This is a genomic window from Nonomuraea sp. NPDC050556, assembly GCF_044457355.1.
In the GTDB taxonomy this organism is placed as follows: Bacteria; Actinomycetota; Actinomycetes; order Streptosporangiales; family Streptosporangiaceae; genus Nonomuraea.
The window spans coordinates 344,261-363,083 of record NZ_JBITGU010000001.1; the positions used below are offsets into that span (position 1 = coordinate 344,261).

At 68.8% G+C, this 18,823-nt stretch carries 17 protein-coding genes and 1 pseudogene; 8 read left to right on the forward strand and 10 right to left on the reverse strand.

All coding sequences use genetic code 11. From position 1 onward, the window contains the following. Complete coding sequence (locus ACIBG8_RS01705; protein WP_397340512.1) at positions 1-2,826, reverse strand: ATP-binding protein; 2,826 nt, start codon at positions 2,824-2,826, stop codon at positions 1-3. Between the two features lie 220 nt (positions 2,827-3,046). On the opposite strand from ACIBG8_RS01705, the gene ACIBG8_RS01710 reads away from it, so the two are divergent. From ACIBG8_RS01710 to ACIBG8_RS01725, 4 genes and pseudogenes are all read left to right on the forward strand, one after another. Then, positions 3,047-4,597, forward strand: coding sequence for a S8 family serine peptidase (locus ACIBG8_RS01710; RefSeq protein ID WP_397340513.1), 1,551 nt, complete (start codon positions 3,047-3,049; stop codon positions 4,595-4,597). Next, positions 4,594-6,048, forward strand: a complete 1,455-nt coding sequence (locus tag ACIBG8_RS01715) for a trypsin-like serine protease (protein WP_397340514.1) — start codon at positions 4,594-4,596, stop codon at positions 6,046-6,048. The genes ACIBG8_RS01710 and ACIBG8_RS01715 overlap by 4 nt, the downstream gene beginning before the upstream one ends. A gap of 160 nt (positions 6,049-6,208) precedes the next feature. After that, a pseudogene (locus tag ACIBG8_RS01720) lies at positions 6,209-6,484 on the forward strand (DinB family protein); the annotation flags it as partial. A 40-nt stretch (positions 6,485-6,524) separates the two neighbouring features. After that, a complete protein-coding gene (locus ACIBG8_RS01725; RefSeq protein WP_397340515.1) occupies positions 6,525-6,809 on the forward strand; it encodes a DinB family protein in 285 nt (94 codons plus the stop codon). On the opposite strand, the gene ACIBG8_RS01730 is transcribed toward ACIBG8_RS01725, so the two are convergent. Then, positions 6,764-7,393: a TetR/AcrR family transcriptional regulator gene (locus ACIBG8_RS01730; RefSeq protein WP_397340516.1), complete on the reverse strand. Its 630-nt coding sequence runs from the start codon at positions 7,391-7,393 to the stop codon at positions 6,764-6,766. The two genes, ACIBG8_RS01725 and ACIBG8_RS01730, sit on opposite strands and share 46 nt — an antisense overlap. Beyond that, the gene (locus tag ACIBG8_RS01735; RefSeq protein WP_397340518.1) at positions 7,363-8,865 is read right to left on the reverse strand and encodes an FAD-dependent monooxygenase; all 1,503 of its coding nucleotides are present in this window, start codon (positions 8,863-8,865) and stop codon (positions 7,363-7,365) included. The genes ACIBG8_RS01730 and ACIBG8_RS01735 overlap by 31 nt, the downstream gene beginning before the upstream one ends. Positions 8,866-8,996: 131 nt before the next feature. On the opposite strand from ACIBG8_RS01735, the gene ACIBG8_RS01740 reads away from it, so the two are divergent. Next, positions 8,997-9,887: a LysR family transcriptional regulator gene (locus ACIBG8_RS01740; protein WP_397340519.1), complete on the forward strand. Its 891-nt coding sequence runs from the start codon at positions 8,997-8,999 to the stop codon at positions 9,885-9,887. Between the two features lie 448 nt (positions 9,888-10,335). Here ACIBG8_RS01740 and ACIBG8_RS01745 read toward each other — a convergent pair whose 3' ends face one another. Beyond that, positions 10,336-10,983 (reverse strand): HD domain-containing protein, encoded by a 648-nt coding sequence (locus ACIBG8_RS01745; protein WP_397340520.1) that lies wholly within the window; start codon positions 10,981-10,983, stop codon positions 10,336-10,338. Positions 10,984-11,055: 72 nt separating this feature from the next. Here ACIBG8_RS01745 and ACIBG8_RS01750 point away from each other — a divergent pair, with 72 nt between their 5' ends. Continuing rightward, a complete protein-coding gene (locus ACIBG8_RS01750) occupies positions 11,056-12,027 on the forward strand; it encodes a GlxA family transcriptional regulator (protein WP_397340521.1) in 972 nt (323 codons plus the stop codon). On the opposite strand, the gene ACIBG8_RS01755 is transcribed toward ACIBG8_RS01750, so the two are convergent. Then, positions 12,020-12,505, reverse strand: coding sequence for a hypothetical protein (locus ACIBG8_RS01755; RefSeq protein ID WP_397340522.1), 486 nt, complete (start codon positions 12,503-12,505; stop codon positions 12,020-12,022). The two genes, ACIBG8_RS01750 and ACIBG8_RS01755, sit on opposite strands and share 8 nt — an antisense overlap. Before the next feature lie 137 nt (positions 12,506-12,642). Between ACIBG8_RS01755 and ACIBG8_RS01760 the strand changes: the two genes are divergently transcribed. Beyond that, positions 12,643-13,788: a DUF3500 domain-containing protein gene (locus ACIBG8_RS01760; RefSeq protein WP_397340523.1), complete on the forward strand. Its 1,146-nt coding sequence runs from the start codon at positions 12,643-12,645 to the stop codon at positions 13,786-13,788. Between the two features lie 513 nt (positions 13,789-14,301). On the opposite strand, the gene ACIBG8_RS01765 is transcribed toward ACIBG8_RS01760, so the two are convergent. Beyond that, positions 14,302-14,583 (reverse strand): putative quinol monooxygenase, encoded by a 282-nt coding sequence (locus tag ACIBG8_RS01765; RefSeq protein ID WP_397340524.1) that lies wholly within the window; start codon positions 14,581-14,583, stop codon positions 14,302-14,304. 324 nt (positions 14,584-14,907) lie between these two features. Between ACIBG8_RS01765 and ACIBG8_RS01770 the strand changes: the two genes are divergently transcribed. Next, the gene (locus tag ACIBG8_RS01770) at positions 14,908-15,195 is read left to right on the forward strand and encodes a hypothetical protein (protein WP_397340525.1); all 288 of its coding nucleotides are present in this window, start codon (positions 14,908-14,910) and stop codon (positions 15,193-15,195) included. A 122-nt stretch (positions 15,196-15,317) separates the two neighbouring features. On the opposite strand, the gene ACIBG8_RS01775 is transcribed toward ACIBG8_RS01770, so the two are convergent. The 4 genes from ACIBG8_RS01775 to ACIBG8_RS01790 all read right to left on the reverse strand — a co-directional run bounded on the left by ACIBG8_RS01775 (position 15,318) and on the right by ACIBG8_RS01790 (position 18,757). Then, positions 15,318-15,980: a DUF4097 family beta strand repeat-containing protein gene (locus tag ACIBG8_RS01775; protein WP_397340526.1), complete on the reverse strand. Its 663-nt coding sequence runs from the start codon at positions 15,978-15,980 to the stop codon at positions 15,318-15,320. A 439-nt stretch (positions 15,981-16,419) separates the two neighbouring features. Further along, a complete protein-coding gene (locus tag ACIBG8_RS01780; protein WP_397340527.1) occupies positions 16,420-17,586 on the reverse strand; it encodes an MFS transporter in 1,167 nt (388 codons plus the stop codon). Positions 17,587-17,703: 117 nt separating this feature from the next. Beyond that, positions 17,704-18,318: an NAD(P)-dependent oxidoreductase gene (locus ACIBG8_RS01785; protein ID WP_397340528.1), complete on the reverse strand. Its 615-nt coding sequence runs from the start codon at positions 18,316-18,318 to the stop codon at positions 17,704-17,706. A gap of 1 nt (position 18,319) precedes the next feature. Further along, positions 18,320-18,757, reverse strand: a complete 438-nt coding sequence (locus ACIBG8_RS01790) for an SgcJ/EcaC family oxidoreductase (RefSeq protein WP_397340529.1) — start codon at positions 18,755-18,757, stop codon at positions 18,320-18,322. Between the last annotated feature and the right edge of the window lie 66 nt (positions 18,758-18,823).

Sequence of the window (18,823 nt, forward strand, 5' to 3'; positions counted from 1 at the left end):
TCAGTCAGGCTCGACCAGGTCGTGCCGGGACGTCACCCTGAGCTTCCGCAGCACGCTGGCCACATGCTGCTCGACCGTCCGCTTGGACAGGAACAGCACCTCGGCGATCTCCCGGTTGGTACGGTTACCCGCCAGCAGCCGAGCCACGTCCCGCTCCCGCGGCGACAGCTCGTTGCCGTACCCGCGCCGCCCCCGCCGGGACTGGGCGGCCGATCCGTTGTCCCGCAGCACATGACGGCAACGCGCCGCGTCCCTGGTGGCGCCGAGCCCGTCGAAGGTCTCGGCCAGCTCGGTGAGCGCGTCGGTGGCGTCCGGCTGCTCCAGCCGTAACCGGCACAGCGCCTCCTTCTCCGCGAGCAGCGCCACCTGGTAGGGCGCGGGCAGCCGGGCGCAGGCCCGCTGCGCTGACGCGTAATGGTCGATGGCCTCGGCCAGCGCGCTCCTGGCGGCGGCGATGTCGCCGAGGCAGGCGTTCACCGCGGCCGCCGCGCCCGGCGCGTCGCGTCCGTCGATCTGCGCGCGCAGCTCGGCGAGCAGGTCCTCCGCCTGGCCGGTCAGCCCGGCCTGGCACAGCGCGGTCACCGCGGCGGGCACGAGTTCGCCGGCCCAGGACCACACCCCCTTGGCGCGCAGCAGTTCGAGCCCGGTACCGGCCTCGGCGACGGCCGCGTCGGTGTCCTCGCGGGACAGGTGCATCCTGATCATCCCGGCGTGCGCGGACAGCGCCACCGGGGTGATCGCGTTGGCCGGGTTGCGCACGCCGGTGTTGTCGAAGTGCGCGAGCGCGGTCTCCCATTCGCCGCGGGCCACCGACAGCCACGCCAGCACCAGCTCCAGCTCGGTGGTCACCGGCAACAGCTCGGAGTAGGAGTTCAGGTAGGCGGCCGCTTTGCCGGTGAGGTGCGCCCAGGTTCCCGCGTACCAGTCGAGCCGCAGCTCGGTCGTGAGGCCGACGCTCATGATGTAACCGGCGTCGCAGTCCGCCGCCAGGCGCAGCCCGATGGACAGGTGGGTGCGCGCCAGGTCGTAGTGGCCGGTCCACGAGCACGCGTCGGCCAGGTTGCAGTGCGCCCTGGCCAGCTCGCGGTGCTCGGCCGCGCTGACGACCCGTTCCGGCAGCTGCTTGGCCAGTTCCCAGCCGTCGTGGTCGCCGATGTGCACGCGGTTGGCGACGGCGTTGGCGAGCAGGGTGACGCGCAGCTGCGGGTCGGTGGCGTCGGCCAGCACCTGCTCCGCCCGCGACATCCACCGCAGGTTCTCCGCGATCGGCCTGGTCCCGATGTACGGCTCGGCCAGCACGTTCATGCCGCGCGCCGCCAGTTCCGGACGGCCGCGCAGCTCGTTGACCGCGAGCTCGATCTCCATCCAGCCCGCTTCCAGCCCGCGTTCCTCGCGGACCAGGAGCAGGCCGAGGCTGAGGCGGATCTCGCCGCGGATCTCCGCCGACAGCCGCGGGTCGGCCATCAGCTTGCTCAGCAGCGCGGTCGCCTCACGCTGGTCCAGCCCGGCGCGTGCGGCTCGGGCGAACTTCACGGCGATCCGGTCCACGTCGGACGGCCCGAGCGCGGGTTCGTTCAGCAACCGGCGCAGGAGCGCTGTGGCGGTGTCCGTGTCACCCGCGGAATAGGCGGCGTCGGCCGCGGCTTCGCCGTACGACACCCAGTCAACGAGCCGCCCGGCGCACCTGGCGTGCTCGGCGAGCTGGGCGTACGGCAGCGGATGTTCCTTGCGTAACGCCTGCATCGCGCGGACGTGCAGTTCTTCGCTCTCCGGTCCGGTCAGGCGCTGGTAGGCGGCGCGGCGGGCGAGAACGTGCCGGAACCCGTAGCTGCCGGTACCCGCAGGCACCAGCATGTTGCCGCGTAGCGATTCCACCAGCGCGACCCGCGTGCGGGCGCTGTCCAGCCCGGCCACCTGGGACAGCAGGGTCGCCGACGCGGGTGCGTCGGTGACCGCCGCGGCCAGGACCAGCGCCACGGCGTCCTCCGACAGGGCGGCCAGGCGGCTCGCGGTCGTGTCGAGTACCCCTGCGGGCACGTCCACGGCGTCGATGTGCGCGGGCGTGGGCGCCGCCGACTCCAGGGCGTGCAGGATTTCCTCGGCCACGTAGGGGATCCCGCCGGAGCGTTCGTGCAGGGCCGTGACGAAGGTGGCGGCCAGGGCCACGCCCGGCAGGATGTCCAGCGCCAGGGCGTGCAACTCGCGGCGGTCGAGTGGGGACAGGGACAGCCGGGCCACGGTGCTGGCCCCGTCGGGGGTGGCGGCCAGGCCGAGTGGCCCGCCGTCGGTCAGGTCCTCCGGCCGGTAGGTGAGCACCAGGGCCAGGCCGTCCGGTGGTTCTGCGAGGAGGAACCGCAGCAGGTGCCGGGTGCCCTCGTCGGCCCAGTGCAGGTTCTCCATGATCAGTACGCAGGTGCCGAGCGCGCACAGCAGTTCGCGGACGCCGCGGAAGAACCGGTGCCGTTCCGCGCTGGGTTCACCCAGCGGTTCCGGTGCCGCTGGGAGCAGGTGCGCGATCTCCGGCAGGTAGGGGCGGACGGCGCCCACGACCGGGTTCAGCTCGGCTCCGATCAGTCGCGGACCGCATCGGCGCAGGCAGTCCAGTACGGGACCGTACGGAAAGGGTTCGGGGCCCGGCTGGCAACTGCCGACGGCCACCCAGCGGCGGCTCTGGGGCAGGCCGGCGATGAGCGTGTGGACCAGCCTGGTCTTGCCGATGCCCGCCTCGCCCGCAACGAAGGCCAAGGACGGCGGTCCGGTCACCACCTTCAGCAGCGTGGCCAATTCGGCGTCCCGGCCGACCATGTCCGGTCGTCTGCGGTTCATGCGTTGAGCGTAGGTACGGCCACAGTGGTGCGTGCGATTAGTAAGTGAACGCGGTCAATAAATACGTACCCCTACGCGTCAGGACCTCGATTGTTCGGCACTCGCCCAGGGGTGATCGTGAGCGCCGAGTGGGCTCGGTATTTCCGCCGCAGCGATTGGGAGTCCTCATGCAAGTACCCCGTAAGTACCCCTATCCCGTCCCTCGTGAAGGGACACCGGCATGAAGCAGATCTTCGCGGCCCTGGTGGGCGCGGCGTTATTGACCGGCGGGTCAACCACCGCCGCAGCCGCCGCGCCACCGCCAGGGCACGTGGTGCAGGCGAAGAAGCACATCCCCGGCAGCTACATCGTGGTGCTCAAGGACGCGAACCCCACCGCGATCCGCACCTCCTCCGCGAACCTGGCGAGCAGGTACGGCGGTGACCTCAGGGCCACGTTCGTCGCGACGATCCACGGGTTCGCCGTGCGCGCCATGTCCGAGCAGCAGGCCCGGCGGCTGGCCGCCGACCCGGCCGTACGCACCGTCTACGAGGACGGCACCGCCAGTACGGCCGGCGACCAGCCCAACCCGACATGGGGGCTGGACCGGGTCGACCAGCGCGACACGCCGCTGGACAAGAACTACGCGTGGAACGGGGACGGAGCGAACACCACCGTCTACATCATCGACTCCGGGATCAAGAAGGACTTCGCCGAGTTCGAGGGCCGGGCCGGCGTCGGCGCGGACTTCATCGACGACGGCCAGAACGGCAACGACTGCTTCGGCCACGGCAACCACGTGGCGGGCACCATCGGCAGCAGGACGTACGGCGTGGCCAAGAAGGTCAAGCTCGTGGCGCTGCGCGCGCTGGGCACCAACTGCGGCAACACCGGACCGGACTCGGCCTCCGTGCAGGCGATGGAGTGGGTCGCCGCCAACGGCGCGCCCAACAGCGTCGTCAACATGAGCCTGCGGATGGACAACGCAGGAGTCGGCGACGAGGCGCTGAAGGCGGCCACCGCCAAGGGGCACCTGTTCGTGGTGGCGGCGGGCAACGAGAACCAGGACGCCTGCAACGTCAGCCCGGCGCGGGTGCCTGAGGCCGTCACGGTCGGCGGCACCGCGCTCACCTCCCAGGGCGGCGACGCCCGCTACAGCGGGTCCAACCACGGTACCTGCGTGGACATCTCGGCCCCGGCGCAGAACGTCGTGTCGCTGTCGCTGAGTGAGGGCGGCACGGCGACCATGACCGGCACGTCGATGGCAACGCCGCACGTGGCGGGGGCCGCGGCGATGTACCGCACGTGGAAGCCGGGTGATTCGCCGCAGCAGGTGCGTGACGCGCTGGTGGCCAACGCGACGGACGGGAAGATCCCGGACCTCCCGTCCGGCACGCCGAACAAGCTGCTGTACACCAAGTTCATCGGCGGCGGCGGGGGCACCTGCGCCGCGGGCAGCAACGCCACCGACGTGGCCATTCCGGACGCGGGCGCCGCGGCGGAGAGCCCGGCGACGGTGACCGGCTGCACCGGCAACGCCTCGGCGACCACCGCGGTGAAGGTCGACATCAACCACACCTTCACAGCGGACCTGGCGATCGAGCTGGTCGGCCCCTCCGGCGCCGTGTTCGGTCTCAAGAAGTCCGGCGGCATGGGCGAGGCCACGGGCGTGCACACCGTCTTCATGGTCAACGCCTCAGGCGAGACGAAGAACGGCACCTGGAAGCTGCGCGTGACCGACGTCTACACCTACGACACCGGCGTGATCGACGCCTGGACGGTGACTCCATGAAGCGCATCCTGATCGCGGCCGCCGGCGTCGCGCTGATCGTGTCCGGGGTGACCGGTGTCGCCCAGGCCGGCACCGACGTCCCCGCGGCGAACTACGAGGGCGGCACCGTTCCGACCGGTCTCGGCGACGTGTCGCCGAAGTTCTACGGCGGGCAGGACGCCACCCTCTCGGAGTTCCCGGCGATCATCGCCGGGTTACGCGAGGGCGGCCCGCGCCCGCAGGGCCAGAGCTGCACCGGCTCGGTCATCGCCAAACGCAAGATCCTCATCGCCGCGCACTGCGCGGACGCGGCCGGGATGAAGTCCTTCCTGTACGGGCTGGACGATCTCAACGCCGGAGGGGGCACGCGGCTGACGGTCAAGGAGTACGCCAAGCATCCCCAGTACGTGAACTTCGACCAGGGCTACGACGTGGCCGTGGTGACCACGAACGAGGACATCCCCGTACCGCAGGAGAAGTGGGCCACGTTCGCCACCTCGGCCGACGCGGGCAGCGCCTGGAGGGTCGGCGACAACGGCCTCGGCTTCGGCTACGGCAAGAAGACCCACGACGACAGCCCGGCCGACGTCACCCTGGACAAGGCGACGCTGCCGATCGTGGACGGCGCCCGGGTCTGTACCGGCGTCGGCGCCGGGTTCAAGGCCGAGACCATGATCTGCGCCGGCTACGGCGACGGGCACATCACCATCCTGCCCGGAGACAGCGGCGGGCCGCTGATCGTCGGCGGGAAGGTCGTCGGCGTCGCGTCCTGGAGCCGGTCGGACTTCAAGTGGTACAGCGTCTACGGCCGCCTGGACAACGACATGGGCGACTGGGTGAAGAAGAAGGTCGAGGAGGACCAGCCGCCGAGCGGCTTCACCTTGGGTGTCAGCCCGTCGTCGGTGCGGGTGGATCCCGGCGGCTACATCTCCACCAACGTCACCACGACCGCGGGCAACTCTCCGGAATCTGTGGAACTGTCCGCTTCGGGCCTGCCGAGCGGTGCGGAAGCGGTGTTCCAGCCCAGGTCGATCCCCGCTGGTCGCACCGCCAAGCTGACCGTGAAGACCTCGTCCACCACCCCGGCGGGGGAGCACAAGATCACGGTGACGGGGACGGGCAGCTCGGGCACCAGGTCCACCACGCTCACCCTGACCGTCGGCGGCACCCAGCCGGGCGACCTGACCATCAGCCTGTCGCCGAGCGCTGCGACGATCCAGCCCGGCTTCTCGGTCATCTCCACCGTCAAGGCGCCGGGCGCCACCAGCCCGGTCACCCTCACCGCGTCCGGCGCCCCGGCCGGGGTGACGGTCCAGTTCCTGCCCGCGACGGTGAACCCCGGGGGGAGCTCGACGTTGTTCCTGACCACGTCGTTCTCTGTCGCACCGGGGACGTACAAGATCAAGGTCACGGGGACGGGTGGCGGGAAGTCCGGTAGCGCGGACTTCACCCTCACCATCGCACGGAGATAACGCAGGGTACGGCGCGGGGCCGGGTCGGACCCGGCCCCGCGTCGTGGGGATGTCTCGAAGGCAGCCGCTTCGTGGCCGTCACCTCTTGGTGAGCTCCTGACTCCTCTCAACGGGGTGCCCAAAGGTGGCGCGGGAGGGGCGGGCGCGGAAGACTGCCGCGATGGGCGCCTTCGAGCGTGTCGTCGTCAACGACGTCGACGTGACCGCCTACGTCGAAGCCGAGCTCGACCGGCTCCACCCCGCGCGCGTGCTGGCCCGCGAGGCCGCTTCCCCCGACGACTACCGGACTGCCTGGCACGCCATCGAGGCACAGTGGGCGGCGACCCTCGACCGCGCCAGGCTGTTGCCCGAGGCCAAGCTGCACGAGCGGGTCGACGGCGAGTGGTCGTTCGTCGAGACCCATCGGCACCTGCTGTTCGCCGGCGACGCCTGGCTCGGCAACGCCGTACCACCCGCTGGGCTTCCCGCATGGCGGGATGCCGCCCGACGCGGTGGCGAAACTCGGGCTCACCCTCGAAGCCACCCCGACACTGGACGAGGTGCTCGCGCCACGGCTCGCCCGCATGGCCACGATGCGTCGCGTCATCGACGGCCTCACCGAGGCCGAGCTCGACCGGGTGTGCGCCCGTAAACCGGCGGACCCGTACCCCGACCAGGAGTACGTCGTGCGCCGCTGCCTCAAGGTGGTGCTGAAGGAAGAGGCCGAGCACCACCGCTACGCCGTACGCGACCTCGCCGCCCTCGAGGCCGGCGCCTGGTAGCCGATGCTCCGGAGCAGGGCCCGCAGCCGGTCCTCGATCTCCGCTGCGGTCATCTCCTCCTGACGCAGCAGGACGAATCCGATCGCGCTGGACAGGATGTCGGCGATGAGGGCGGGATCGGTCCCCTCAGGCAGCTGACCGGCGTCGATGGCGCGCTGGGCGATCTCGGGCAGGGTGTCCAGCCGCGGCTGCAGGTAGCGCGCGCGGTAGGCGGTCACCAGGTCTGGGTAGTCGACCGACGCCCCGATCACCCGGGCCATCAACATGCGGAACCGGGGCTGGCTGAGGGGTTCGGCGGTGGAGCTGACCAGCTCGTCCAGGCTCCGCCCGGCCGGTGGCGCGTCCAGGTCGGCGCCGCGGGCGTGTTCGAGCGTGGCCATGAGCAGGTCGTCCTTGGAGCGCCACCGCCGGTACACGGTCAGTTTCGCCACACCGGCGCGCTGCGCGACGGCCTCGATGCTGGTGCCCGCGGCGCCGCGCTCGATCAACAGGTCGAGCGCCGCCTCCAGGATGGCGGCGTCGTTACCCGGGTCACGTGGGCGGCCGTGGCGTTCTACGCCGGCCACAGCACCTGATTCAGCCATGCGGTCAGTTTGTCTGGTGCCGGGCTGCCACGCCAACCGACGTGCCCGTCCGGGCGGACCAGCACCACATCCTCGTTGGCCGTGATGAGAGCTATGACGTTGTCGGCGCCGAGCTGGGCCGCCGCCGCCTCGGCGTGCCGTACGGCCTCACCCTCATCGCCCGACAGGACGGCCCACCGGCCCTCGATCGCGGCGTGGAGCGTGACCTCACCGCCGTCGCGACGGCGGCACCGGATGTCCGGCATCCGGTCGCCGGGGCGCGGTCCCGCGCCGTGCGAACGCGGCGCCAGCGGCCCGCCCCGATAGCTGATGCCCAGCTGAGAGGAGACCTGCAGAAGCTTCCGCTGTACGGCGGGCAGCCGGACAGCGGGGAGGACCACCTTGTCGCGTACCAGCCGCTTCCACCGGGTGTCCGGCAGCATGATGCCCACCGCCGTACTCGTGGCCCTCAGCACCTTTTCCGCCAGCGGTCGCCGTTCGCCTTCGTAGGTGTCCAGCAGTCGCTGGTCGGCGCGACCGCCGGCGACCAGGACCAGCTTCCAGGCGAGATTCTCCGCGTCGCCGAGCCCGGTGTTCTGCCCCTGCCCGCCCGTGGGGCTCTGGATGTGCGCCGCGTCGCCCGCCAGCAAGATCCTCCCGCGCCGGTAGCTGTCGGCGAGACGGCGGTGGATCCTGAACTCCGAGGCCCACTTGACCTCGGTGACCGTGTCGAGCCCGAGCCCGCTGCGGCGGGAGAACTCCCGCAGCACGCGATCGGTGATCTCGGTTTCCGACAGGTCGTCCGGTGGTGGCGACGGTGGTTCCGAGAACACCCGCCAGGTGTCGTCGGGCAGCGCGGTCACCGACAGCATGTGACCGGTGTCCATCCAGGTGGTGCTGCCGTTCCTGTCGTAGGGCCAGGTGGCTTTGACGTCGACCATCAGCAGGTTCTGGATGAGCTTGCGGCCGGGGAAGCCGATACCGGCGAGTTTGCGCACAACGCTGTGCGCGCCGTCGCAGCCGACCAGCCAGGCGGTCTCGATGCGCTGCTGCGTACCATCGGCCGCCTGGGCGGTGACGGTGACACCCGCGCCGTCCTGGCGGGCCCCGACCAGTCGCGTGTCCCACTCGACGTCGCCGCCGAGTTCACGCAGGCGTTGCCGCAGCGTGCCTTCGATCTCGGCCTGGGAGATCAGCAGCGTTCGCTTCGGCATGACGGCGGCGGCCTGGCCTACGTGTAACCGCAGCACGGTCTTGGATCCTTCGTTGTAGGACATGTTGAGCATGGTCTGCGACCTTTCCGGCAGGTCGCCCAGCGCGCCGATGCGTTCCAGGACCTCGACGCCACGCGGTTGGAGGCCCAGGGCGCGAGAGGTGATGGCCGGGCCGGGGGCGCCGTCGATGACGCGGACGGGGATGTGGTGGAGCGTCAGGTGAATGGCCAGGGCCAGGCCTGTGGGGCCGGCGCCGGCGATGAGTACGTTGTCGGTCACTTAGTAAACGATACGGTACCGATTATTAAGTAGAACAGTGACCTCCGTCACCATCCGTAGGTGACCGTCCTTGGCCTGCGTTGCTCACTACGATCTGATAAATCGGACTAAAGCGTCAGGCAGGGGGCAGTGTGGAGCTTCGCGACATCGAGATCTTCCTGACCCTCGCCGAGGAACTGCACTTCGGCCGCACCGCGGAACGGCTGCACCTCACCCAGGGGCGCGTCAGCCAGGCGATCAAGAAGCAAGAGCGCCTGATCGGCGCCGCCCTGTTCGAACGCACCAGCAGAAGAGTGGCACTCACCGAGATCGGGCGGCAGCTCTACGCCGACCTCAAACCGGTACGGCGCAGCCTCGACGAAGGGCTGGAGCGCGCCAAGCTGGCCGCGAAGGGCAAGACCGCAGCACTGCGGGTCGGCATGATGGCGAGCAACTCTCTCGAACTGCGGCCCTTCTGGGAGGCCTTTCGCGCCCGCCATCCCGAATGGCTCCTGCAGATCCGGCATCAGGGCATCTACGACCCGCTCGCCGCTCTGCGCTCCGGGGCGTTCGACGTGCTGGTCGCCTGGTTGCCGCTGGAGGAGCCCGGCATCGTCAACGGGCCCGTCCTGTTCACCGAGCCCAGGGTCATGGCGGTGGCCGCCGACCACAGGCTGGCCGAGCGGGACACGGTCTCTTTGGAGGTGCTGGGCGATTTTCAGACCTGCCGCCCCATCTGGCAGGAGCACCAGCAGTGGGTGGACCACACGCTCCCCTATTACACACCGCGCGGCCGTACCGTCTTCCATGGACCGGCGATCAGCTCATGGGACGAGCTCATCTTCACCGTGGCGTCGGGTGAGGCCATCATGCCCCAGTACCAACACGCCGTCCGCTACCACGCCCGGCCTGACGTCACCTACATCCCCATCCAGGACGCACCGCTCGGCCGATGGGGCTTGCTGTGGAGCGCCGAGGCGGAGAACGACCTGATCCGGGCGCTGGCTCAGGTCGTCCGCGACCTGGGCACCATGGAGCTGTAGCCCAGGAGAACGTCGCGAACGGCTACACCTCACCTAAGTCGACCATGAAGCAAGACGGCCGTACCCTTCTTGGCTGGTGCGTTCCTGTCGTGGCAGCTACCCCGAGGCGTTCATCAAACGGTCGTATGACAGGGTGGTCAACCAGAATTGACGGTGAAGGAATCGCGGCGTCGCACGCTGCTGGCCGGTACCTTCGCATTGGCCTGGCCCGTCGGCCGACGAGAGGCACGTGGGCGCGGGCTCGTACTGGAGATCGTGGCGGACGGCCCGCGCGTGGTCGCGACCGTGGAGCCAGCCCACGAGCGACAGCGCACCGTCGATCCCGGCGGAGACACCCATGGTGGTGAGCAGGTTACCGTCCACGACGTATCGGCTGGCGCGAACGACGGTGACGTTGCTGCGTGCTTCGAGGCGGCCTGGCCGCGTGGGGCGGAGGCGCCGGTGAAGGCTATGCGCCCCAGCGGGAGGCGTGCGCCTGGAGTTCCATCGCCGTCAGGTCCGTGCCGAGTTGCCCACGTTCCCGCATGAGGATGTCGGCGGGGGTGTTACGGGGGGCGGTGGTTTGCGGGGAGCGGGCGGCGTGCCGGACGATGTCGTCGACGAGGGCGGTGGCCATGTTGAGCCGGGGGTAGCGCTGGTGGACGGCCTCGCCTTGGGCGTCGCTCACGTAATCGACCCCCACGCCGAAGTCCGCGCCCACCCCGCGGCGGGTGAGGTAGGCCAGCGCTCCTTTGCGCTCGGCGATGCCGGGTGTCGTGTGGAGCGCTATAGCCTCCCAGACCGCGTCTACCTCAGGCGTGCCGTACCCGTGCCCGGTCAGGAACTCGGCGGCCATGTCGGCTCCTTCGACCTCGAAGCGCTGCATGCCGGGGGCCGACGGCGAGGTGCCGAGGTCGTGCAGGACACAGGCGTGGAAGGGGAGGTCGCGGTCGAAGTCGGCGCCGGACTCCAGCCCTTCGTGCTCGGCGAGCAGGGTGGCGAACACGTAGGTGCGGATGCTGTGGTTGGCGACGGGCTCGCTCTCCCGCGAGCGGGCGTGCTCGACGGCAAGGCGGGCCACTGGGCCGTCGGGCAGTGCTGGGATGAGGTTGTCCATGGCTTTGACCGTAGGTGCGGGCACGCCGCTGCCGTGAGTGGCACGGGTGCCATTCAGCGATAGGATCGTGCCATGCCGTTGCATCACGCGGTCGTGCTGGCTTTGCCCGGCGTCCTCGCGTTGGACCTGGGGATTCCCCTGCAGGTCTTCGGTAGTTGGCAGGGCGGGCCGTACCGGCTGACGATGTGCGGCGAGAAGCCGGGACTCGTCCCGATGCACGGCGGTCCGGCGGTGTCCGCCGAGTATGGGCTGGAGTGCCTGCGGTCCGCAGACACTGTCATCGTCCCCGGCCAGGCCGAACCGCTCGTGCCCTCCGCGGCGGTCAGCGACGCGTTGGCGGCAGCGGCTGCCCGGGGTGCCCGTATGGTGTCGATCTGCACGGGTGCCTTCGTCCTTGCCGCCGCCGGTCTTCTGGACGGGCGGCGTGCCACAACCCACTGGCAGTTTGCGGCGTCTCTGGCCACGCGGTATCCGCAGGTCACGGTGGATCCGAAGGTGCTCTACGTCGATGAGGGCGAGGTCCTGACATCGGCCGGGGTCGCGGCGGGACTGGATCTGTGCCTGCATCTCATCCGCCGCGACTTCGGGGCCCGCGCGGCCAACCAGCGGGCCCGCGAGCTCGTCACCGCCCCGCACCGCAGCGGCGGCCAGGCCCAGTACATCGACCTGCCCGTACGGCCCGACCGCTCCGGTGGGCTGGCCCAACTGCGGGAATGGGCCCTGCTCAACCTGCACCGGCCGCTGACCGTGGACGAGCTGGTACGGCGGGCCGGCATGTCACGTCGGACCCTCATTCGCCGCTTCCACCTCGAAACCGGGCAGCCGCCGATGCGATGGCTGCTGGAGGCCAGGCTCAGTCAAGCGCGGGAACTGCTGGAGGCCTCCGACCTCACGGTGGACGGCGTGGCGCGGCGTTGCGGCTTGGGGACCCCGGCCAACTTCCGGACCCTGTTCAAAGAGCACATCGGCGTTCCGCCCAGCGTCTACCGGGACACCTTCCATCCGCCCACGGCTGCCGACTCAACGCCAGCCACAACTACTTAGCGTTGCTTTTCGGGCGAAGCAGGCTTCGGCCCGCGTCGGGTGGGGTCGTGGCGACCATCGTGGCGTGATCCTCAAGAATCTGCAGCAGGTGGGGGAGTGGGACCAGTTCGCGTTCGCGGCGCACGAACGGAGCGATGGCCTGCCAGGTACGGACGACCCTGTCGTTGAGCGTCGTCAGGTAGCGGTCGTCGATGATGCCGAGCCGTTCCAGGATCACAAAATTGTGCAGGAAGAAGGCAACGTCGTAAACGGCTTCCTGGGCTTCTGCGGGCAGGCCGGATATACCCAGATCGGGATCGTGTTCGACACCGAGCCGCTGAACGACGTACCGATGGTGTTGATGGAACGTCGGCGACCGGAAGCCGTCGAGCAACGTCAGATACGCCGGAACGTAGTTGGCGCGCTTCGTGGATGTCACCTGCTGGAAGGCGAAGTAGACCGAACTCAGCAGCGCCAGTACGGACAAGCCGATCGCCACAGCATTGAGAATCACTGTCAATCCCCCTGCCCGCGCACTCGTTTAGCAGTAGAACGGAGCTGGCGCGACCTTTGGTTCCAGAGTCTTTGGGCAACGCTGCGCCGTACGGCTGGAGCTCGGCGAGCGAGGGAGCCAGTGTGGTCAGCGACTCGGTGCCTGATGCAGTGAATCGTGCGCGGGAGCAGGCGGCGGCCGCCATGGCCAGCGCCGCCACTGCCTGGCTGAGCTCCCTGGACAACGACCAGTCGAGCCTGGCCGCATGGGCTTCTCCGCGGGACCCGGCGGCGGAGACGGAGCGGCTGCGTTGGTTCTACACGCCGACGGATCATGGCGGACTCGCCATCCGTGACCAAAGCGCCCATCAGCAAGGCCTGGCCATGCAGTTGGTGGCCAGCGGACTGTCGACAGAAGGCTTTGCCACCGTCGCCATGGTGATGGGTCTGGAGAACATCCTGGACCAGCTTGAGGGATGGAGGTCCTCGCTGGGCCGCCAGCGCGGCAGGGATCCGGGTCTCTACTGGCTCAGGCTCTTCGGCAGTCCTGGAGATCGCGTCTGGGCATGGCGGTTCGGGGGCCACCACATCTCGCTGAACAATGTGATCATCGCGGGCAGGGTTATTGCGACGACCCCCTGCTTCATTGGCGCCGACCCGGCCAGGACCGAGTTGCTGGGAGGATCGTTGCGCCCTCTGCAGGGTGTCGAGGACGCGGCACATGAATTGGTGCGGACACTCCGTACCGACCAATTTCAGCGGGCGCTTCTCCATCCGTCGGTGGTGTCGGACATCGTTTCCGGCAACCGGCCGCAGGTCTGTCATGGCGACACGATGATTCACATGCAGAACCTGTGGAGAAAGCCGTTCGCTGACCCGGCGCTGGACGAACTCGTCAACGACATCGACCGCCAGGCGGAAGCAGGAAGCGGATACACCGAGGCCGACCATGCGCGGGTGGCGATCACTGTTCCGCCCAACGGCATTAACGCTCGGAATTTGGACGAAGAACAACGCCGCCTATTGCGGCGTCTTCTCGGTCGCTATACCGGGCGTGCTCCGCGGGAGATAGCCGCGATACATGATGCCAATCTCGATTCCGTGCTCGACGAGGTCCATTTCGCGTGGGCGGGAAGCACCGGCGAGGGCGAGCCGCACTATTACCGGGTGCAAGGTCCCGGCATCCTCGTCGAGTACCACCAATCCCAGCGCAACGGCAACCATGCCCATTCGGTGTGGCGTGACCTGCGCTCAGACTTCGGCTTGAACGAACTGGCATCCCCTCACTGAGTTAGGCCTCCCGAACCCCGCACGGCCATGCCGTACGCCCCAGCAGTCTGCGGGAACTCCGGCGGGAAGGGCGCCTAGGCGAACCGAAGCCTGCTCGCACCCCAGCACGTAGCGATCCCCGCCACCAACACCACGCCAACAGCGGCCACCATCGAGACAGGCTCCACGGTGGTCCCATCCCATCGGGTTGTCGGCCCGAAGCGTCCAAGTTCAGGAGTAGGGCAGCGCGTTCAGCCTGGTGTTTCTACGGGGGCATAGGTCAATTTCGTCCAAGCCTGGGCAGCGGGCGGGCCTGCATCGTGAGACCCACGATGAGAGGAGGTCGAGATGCTGCCTAACTGGGGCTGGGGTGCACCCGAGTGGGACTGGGAGTAGATGATTGAGGCGTGGCCACGCTGGTGGATTCCACGCGTGGCCACGTCACAGGTTCTCGATCCCCTCTGGGTACGGCGTCGCCCCGCCGCTGGTGTTCGCGTGGTCGAACCGGCAGTTCAACGCCTGGCACCGAACTGCTTACCCCTCAACCAAGGTCAGCGTTGGAGGGCCATCAAGCAACTCCGCCTCGGCCTCGAAGGCCTCAACCATGTGCGGGCTGGTCAGATGCTTGTCGAAAGACGAGCGGTCATCCCACTCCTCGAAGACCAGCCATGCGCCAGGATCCAGTGGATCGACATAGGGCCTGTAGGACAGGCAACCAGGCTCGGCCAATGTGGGCGCGACAAGCGAAAGCGCCTGCTCGCGCACTCGGTCCTCATAGCCGGGACGGGCACGCAACCGAGCAACGGCAGTAATCATGGGTTCGTCTCCTTAGTCGATCAGGCGAACCACCCAACCAAGGAATTCCTCCTCGAATTCCACGCACCAAGCGGGTGATCGTCTTGTGTGGCCCTACGTGCTCGCCAGGCAGCTAAGCCTCCACTCCACCTGTACGCCAAGGAGGGGGCGCCCAACGAGCGACTCTCGGAGAGCTGGCCGAGCTGGGCCCTCAGCCGCACCGCGAAGATCCCAGCCTTCAGGGCGAGCCATATCGGCGCCAAAGCGAACCTATGGCCACACCGCCCGCCAGTGCCAGTGCCACCGCCAGCGCCGCCGGCCGGATGTGCCGCGGGTGACTTCTGCATGTACAGCCGCCGCGACGCACCTTCGGCCGACTACAAGTTCGGTATCGGGCGAGGTGTGGACTGGGACGACCACGGCTCCACGCAGTACTCCGGCGTACGGTCCTTCCGCAACAACGGCAACCCGGAGTACGAGGACGACGTGATCGTCAGCTACTACTGGATCCCCGGTGGCGGCACGGAGTTCGGCGACACCTGCGTCTCCCAGGGCGGCGTGAAGAACATCTCCACTCCGGGCGACAAGGGCGTCACCGTCACCAAGATCGACTGGGTCCACAACGGCTGCTGACAGGGCGTACGCCCCTGGTTCCGGCAGTCTGCCTGCGGCGCAGGCAGACTGCCGGAGTCGGAACCAGACCGACCCATGATCCATGGGATGTCCTCGGTGGGGGACGGGATCGCAAGTACGGCTCACAGGCTGCGGGCGGTGATGTTGCCGCTGTAGGTGGTGGCGTGGATGGCGAGCTCGACGGCGCCGGTGCTGGTCAGGGCGTTGGTGATGCGGCCGTTGGAGGTGCCCGCGTCCAGGGAGGCCGAGACACCGCTGGCGGCGCTGATCGTGATGTCGCCGGACTGGGTGCGCAGGACGACCTTGCCGCCGGTGGCCTCGGCGACCGTGATGTCGCCACTCGCGGTGGTGATCTCCGCAGGGCCGCTCAGGCGGCCGACCTCGACGTCGCCGTCGGTCGCGACGAGGTGCAGGCTCGCGCTTTCCGCCACCTTGATCCGGCGGTATGCGCCCTCGAAGGCGACGTCGCCCAGGCGGCCGGTGGTCTGGAGCTCGGCGGCCTCCGCCTTGGCCTGGATGTGGGAGCCGGTGGGCAGCGCGACCTTCACCTCGACCGCTCCGGTGGAGCCGAGGTACTGGTTCTTCGTCGCGGTCTTGATGCGCAGCACGCCGCCGGTGTAGTCGACTGTGGTCTGTCCGGCGGCCTTGACGTCGCGGCTCTTGGCGGCGTCGGCGGGCAGGACCTCGACGGTGGTGTCGGTCCTGTCGGTGGCGATGAACTGGACGCGGCCGGCGGGGATGTTCAGGACGACGGTGATGGGGGCGGGGGTGGCGAAGGTGCTCATGTCGGAAACTCCTTGGTGCTTGCGGCTTGATGGGTTAACCATGGCCGGGTGCTCTGATATCGGGCTGTCGCCGTCCTGACGTCGCCGCTCGGTCTCGGTGTCAGCCGTCGATGGCCTGGTAGAAGGGGGCCAGAAGTCCTGGATGAGCCATGCCGGATCCGGCAGGGACAGCCCGGCCTGGGTCCGGTGAGCTGGTTGGCCGGGTCGGCGATGGCCGCGCTTCCTGTGTACGGCGGGCCGGGACAGGACGCGTTCTCGAACTGCTGGCCGCGACCCTGGGCACCAGTACGGCGAGGACGTCGCCCTCCAGGCTGGTGCAACAGCGGGAGCGCTCCCAAGCGGCGCGGCTCCGGCGCCGCCGTACCCTGTGGGGCGAGTCGCCGGGTGCCGAGGCCGAACGTGGAGTCAGCAGGCGAGCACCCCAAACGGGACGGGCTGCTCAGGATGCCTTCTGGTCGGCGGGTTTCTCGATCTCGGTGGTCACCCGTGCCCGTCGGAAGAGGACCGGGAGCCACAGGAGGCATGCCAGCAAGGGGACCGCGGCGTAGGTGCCCATGCCCGCGCTGGAGCCCAGCCCGTCCATGAGCGCGCCGAGGACGAGATAGCCGACGCCGATGAGCGCCGACTCCACGAATGTGATCATCGACAGCAAACTCGCCCGGTGGCGCGACGGCACGGCCTCGTTGAACACGTTGTCCACGATCACGGCGGTGATCTCGGGAATCCCGACCAAAGCCAGGAACGCGGCAATCCTGACCCAGACAAGACCGAGACCGCTCAGGCCGAGCGCCAAGGCAAGCGTCAGGAGAGACAACGGGACGATGACCCGGTACCCGATGCGCCGGTTCGCGCGGTCCGCCAGCAGGGGAGTGAGCCCGCCGGCGAAGAATCCCACCGATATGACCACGCTGACCAATGCGGTGCCCGCTCCCTGATCGGAGAGGGTCTTCTGCGTAAAGATGATGAACGGCGTCAAAGTCGCATGCATCAATCCGGACACCACGACAAGCGTCACGAGCGCCGGCGTGGCGACCCGGAGCATCGCCCGCCATGCCGTGGCGTCGCCGTGCTGCTCGTCCACCGCGTCAGCGCCGCGGATCTCGGGCACCCGCGACATCAGCACCACCACAGCCAGGACGAGGCACGCCGCAGAACCGGCGTAGACGACGCCCCAGGAAATCTGCTGCAGCTGGCCACCGAGGACGATGGCGGCGCCCGAGGTGACCGTTCCGAGCATGGTGAATCGGGACCTGATCTTGACGTACCCGGCCGTCGCACCACGGCGCACGAGCAGGTCGTACAGCAAGGCGGTGTCCGAACCGGACACACACGCCATGCCCACGCCCTGCACGATGAACAGCGCCACGAACACCCCGTAGTCGGCGAACGCCACCTGGCCGAGCAGGCATCCGGCAATCAGCAGCTGGCCGATGACGATGCCGGCACGCCTGCCGATGCGGTCGGCGATGATTCCCGTCGGTAACTCCGCAAGCCCGCTGACCAGGTAGAGCAGGGTCTGCAGCAGGGCTACCTGCTCGGCGGAGAAGCCTCGGTGCAGAAGGAAGAGGACGAAGACGCCGCGCTGGAACAACGAGTTGGTGAGCACGGCGTACATGTAGAACGGCCGCGTGACACCTCCGTGGACGGGACAAGAGGTGTCCATGTAACAGCAAATGGGCCAGTGTCCGTGACGACCGATTCTTCACGTACGGCCGGCGCCCCGTCACGAGGAGATGGCGACGGCGGTGCGGTAGGTGGCGGGGTCGTCGAGGTGGTCGAGGATGTAGGCGGCCAGTTCGGCGCGGGAGGTACGGTGACCGACGCGCTGGCGGGCGCCGATCGAGACCCGCGGCTTGCCGGTGGCCGGGTCGTCGGTGAGTCCGGTGGGGCGGATGGCGGTCCAGTCGAGGTCGGAGGCGGCCAGGAGCGCTTCCATACGGGTCATGTCGTCGTAGGGGTGGCGCATGAGGCGGTAGAGCAGCCTGCCGAGGAGCCGGGTGGCGAGTCCGGCTTTGTCGGGTACGGCCAGCCCTGCCGAGGAGAGCACGATGAGCCGCCCTGCGGGGGGCATCGCGGCGATGATCGCGGCGGTGCCTGCGGAGTAGAGGGTAGTGGGTTGGCGGCCGGTGGAGCCGAGCGCGGAGATGACGGCGTCGTAGCCGGTCAGCCGCAGCGATCCCGGTGTCAGGACGTCGGCGCTCTGGTGGGTGAGGCGGGGGTGCTGGAGGTCGAGGGGGCGGCGGGCGATGGCGGTGACGGTGTGTCCGGCGTCCAGGGCCTGCTGGACGATGTTCTGTCCGGTGCGGCCGGTGGCGGCGATGACGGCGATGGTGGCCATGTCAGTGGTTCGCCTTCGGCTTGGTGGCGGGCTGGAACTTGAAGGAGATGGCTTCCATCAGGCTTTGGCGCTTGGTCTTCTGGATGGCGGCTACCCGCCACTGGCCGTCGGTGTCGCGGACGATCGTGTAGGTCTGCACTTTGCCGAGCTTCTTGGGCTTGCCTTTGAAGACGTCGCCGCGGGTGACGGCTACGGCGGTGTCGGGGCCGTAGAAGCGGATGTCGACGATCTCCATGTGCAGCTTGCTGCCCTTGAGGAAGCTGTCGAACAGCGCCTGGTGGGCGTCGCCGATCTCCTTGGCGCCGACGTAGATGGTGCCGACGAAGGTGACGTCGGTGGCGTCTGCCGTGAAGGTCTGCCCGTAGGCCGCGCCGTCGCCTCGGTTCCAGGCGTCGCGAGCCTGCTCCAGGAGGGTGTGGATGGCGGTGATGTCGTTCATGTCAGCGACCCTTCCATAGTAGCTTCGTGTAAGAAGTTTCTTCGTTGAAGATGTAGCTGCTCTGAG